Origin of the sequence: Vibrio sp. 10N.222.51.C5 (genome assembly GCF_041474575.1) — a bacterium.
GTDB classification, from domain to species: domain Bacteria; phylum Pseudomonadota; class Gammaproteobacteria; order Enterobacterales; family Vibrionaceae; genus Vibrio; species Vibrio crassostreae_C.
In genome coordinates this window covers 1-1700 of record NZ_JBFRUJ010000086.1, presented here as the reverse complement: position 1 = coordinate 1700, position 1700 = coordinate 1, and the positions used below count along the sequence as shown (strand labels likewise).

The window sequence follows — 1700 nt, the reverse complement described above, 5'->3', positions numbered from 1 at the left end:
GTCCAACCTTGTTGATATTGTGTGTGGTTGGAAAATTGTACCGTATGGATAGGCCATACTTCGAGTCCCATACGTTGCATAGGAAAAACGGCAGAGCTATTGCCAGCATGGCCAAAGACCACATGAGACTGAATTGAAATTACACCTTTCAAACCGTCACTCCTCTTCTGAATATAGTTTTTGATGTCTTGAGTAAATTTTAAAGTCAAAGTACTGAACTTTGGTAATCCCCTTTGATGGGGAAGATCCATCAAGACATGAAATGTAAGAATGTCTCTATAACGATTAGGTTTGAGAGATCGATAAAGAACGCACCAATTAACGGCACGATAAAATACGCTTGTGGCGATGGGCCGTAGTAACCCGTGATACCATTCATATTGAGCATGGCTGTCGGTGTCGCACCCAAACCAAAGCCCGCATGACCACTTGCCATCACCGCGGCATCATAATTTTTACCGAGTAGCTTATAGGTAACGGACGTAACAAACACAATAGTAAACAATGTTTGAATCGTTAGGATAACCACCAGCGACAACGCCATATCAAACAGCTGCCAAAGTTTGATTTCAAGCAATGCCATAGATAAGAAGACACTTAGGGCAATTGAGCTTAAACGTGCCACTTCGACCATCGCAATCTTGGCAGGTTTGCTCTCGCTAAATAGTGTTGAGAATAGTGCACCAACAAATAACGCATAGACGAAATTTGGCACCATGTTCAGCCAATGCACATCGAGCACAAGCACTAAACTATGTAGCATTTGGCTGAGCTCAACACAGCATGCTAAAAGAACAACGCTTCCGATGCCATGTAGTACATTGCCCTTAGTCGGCATGTGATGGGCCTTTTTGTGTTCCACATCTGCTGCATGTACGTTCGGTGTTGAAAGTTGATTTTTTTCAACCAAATACGTGCCTAAAGGCGCTCCGATAATACCGCCAATCACAAGACCAAAAGTGGCACAGGCCATCGCGATTTCGAGTGCATTATCGACACCAAAATGGTCATGAAACATCGACGCCCATGCAGCACCTGTACCATGCCCACCTGATAGGGTGATAGAGCCCGTCATCAGTCCTAGCTTAGGATCCAGCCCTAAGAACGAGGCTGCAGCGACACCAATAGCGTCCTGAAAAATAATATAAACAACGGCGATTCCGAGAAAGACAACGAACAAGCGTCCACCTTGGAATAGCTGCTTGATATTTGCGCTTAAACCAATGCCTGCGAAAAACATCAGCATCAACGTCTCTTTATAAGGAAGTTCAAATTCGAACTCCATTCCCATGCGATATAAGCAAGTAGTAATTAAGGCTGCGATGCACCCACCAATCACCGGCCCTGGGATATGATATTTACTTAATATTGGTGTGTGTTTTTTGGTTACCTCACCAAACAACAACATCAAGAGTGCCAAAATGGCAGATTCAACGGCATTTACAGAAATTACATTCATTATCACGACCTAAACAACCGAATAAAAAAGCCCCGACTTGACGGGGCTTATATTTTCTAGCAACTACGAATTACGCAGAGAACTCTTGGAAGTACTCATCCAACACAGTGCGTGTTGCACGGCCAATTAGCTCGTACTCGTGGTGAGTAAGGTTCGCTAGTGATACGCGTACTGAGGCGTGTACTGTGTCGAAACCTTTACCAGGTAGTAAGATGACGCCAGTTTCGTGAGCAAGACGGAA

At 44.3% G+C, this 1700-nt stretch carries 1 protein-coding gene and 2 pseudogenes; all 3 read right to left on the bottom strand.

From position 1 onward, the window contains the following. A pseudogene (locus tag AB4558_RS21485) lies at window positions 1–152 on the bottom strand (pyridoxal kinase); the annotation flags it as partial. A 98-nt stretch (window positions 153–250) separates the two neighbouring features. Further along, window positions 251–1459 carry a sodium/glutamate symporter gene (gene gltS, locus AB4558_RS21480; RefSeq protein ID WP_017061004.1) on the bottom strand — a complete coding sequence of 403 codons (1209 nt, stop codon included), beginning with the start codon at window positions 1457–1459 and terminating at the stop codon, window positions 251–253. A 70-nt stretch (window positions 1460–1529) separates the two neighbouring features. Then, window positions 1530–1700: pseudogene (locus tag AB4558_RS21475) on the bottom strand (bifunctional aspartate transaminase/aspartate 4-decarboxylase); the annotation flags it as partial.

Bases quoted from the DNA above. Each gene is read 5' to 3' on its own strand.
- gltS (WP_017061004.1), bottom strand. From the start codon at position 1,459: ATGAATGTAATTTCTGTAAATGCCGTTGAATCTGCCATTTTGGCACTC.